A 1,263-nucleotide genomic window follows, 5' to 3' on the forward strand; every position below is an offset into this window, starting at 1 on the left:
TTGAGTGGATTTACCAAGAACTAGAACAACTAAATACTAATACGAATTAGCTCAGCAGGTTTTACTTATGCTCAATACTCATAAAAAAAGGTTGTGATTAATCAAATCACAACCTTTTTAGTTAAGTGTAAATGACTTTGAAATTAATGACTCATCAATTGAATATCTGAACCGCTACGTTTAGGGTCAATCAAGATTTTGGCGTGCTGTTCAGGGTCACGTAATGCTTCAAATGCATTAGTTACGCCTTCTAGGCCAACAACACCGGTAATGAGCGGTGAACAGTTCACTTTACCTTCTGCAATCATGTGCAGCGCATCTCTAAACTCAAGTGGTGTATAGCCCAACACAAACTGAATTTCTAGCTCTTTATTAATCGCAAGTGCTGGTTCTATTTTGTCACTTTGCATGCATACACCCACCCCAACAATTCGAGAAAACAAAGGTGCACCTTCAATAATTTGCTGCAAAACGCCCGGTACGCCCACACACTCAAAAATAACAGGACGTTTTGGCAGAGCGCCCAATTTATCAATCATGCGCCATCCATGCCACCAAGGTAAGCGTGTCGCTTGTAATTTATCAAACAGTCCCATGCCCATGTTAATGGCATCCGAAACATTGCCAAGTAAACCAAATTCTTTCCAGTTGGCAAATGGCGATGTCTCTTTAGGGTCTACCACAATATCCGCACCACATTGCTCGGCAAGCTTACGTCGGTTTGGAGAAAAGTCACTGGCAACTACGGTTTTAACCCCAGCAGCTTTAAGCATTAATATGACACCTAGCCCGACAGGACCACAGCCAATCACAATCGCAGGTTCACTTGTTTTTACACGGCTACGGCGAACAGCATGCAATGCAACCGCCATAGGTTCGGTCATGGCAGCACTATCCGCATCTAGACCATTCGGTACTTCAAACATCAAGCTTGATTGAGCCAATACTTGCTCGGCATAACCGCCCGAAGCATTTGGCGAAAGTCCCGTAGACAAATAACCATGCTGATCTACATTCAAAAGCGGCATTGCACAAACGAGTGTGTCGGCTTTAAAGTTATGGCGTGTTTTTGGACCGTAGTCTAAAACCTTGCCGCAAAACTCATGTCCTAGTACAAATGGGTCTGTAGACTTGGCTAAACCATTAAACCCGACACGTGCAGCCAAATCATGCATGTGGTCGCAGTGGTGCTGCATATGTAAATCTGAACCACAGATCCCACATCGCACCACTTCCAATAAAACCTGTCCTTTTGCAGGTGTT

Annotated in this window: 1 protein-coding gene; it reads right to left on the reverse strand. The window is 43.9% G+C overall.

The window, feature by feature from the left end:
- Positions 1-143: 143 nt before the first annotated feature.
- Positions 144-1,263 (reverse strand): zinc-binding dehydrogenase (locus tag VXQ92_RS18785; RefSeq protein WP_416682820.1); only part of this gene is annotated, 1,120 nt, incomplete at its 5' end.

This window comes from Acinetobacter sp. 228, assembly GCF_048147885.1.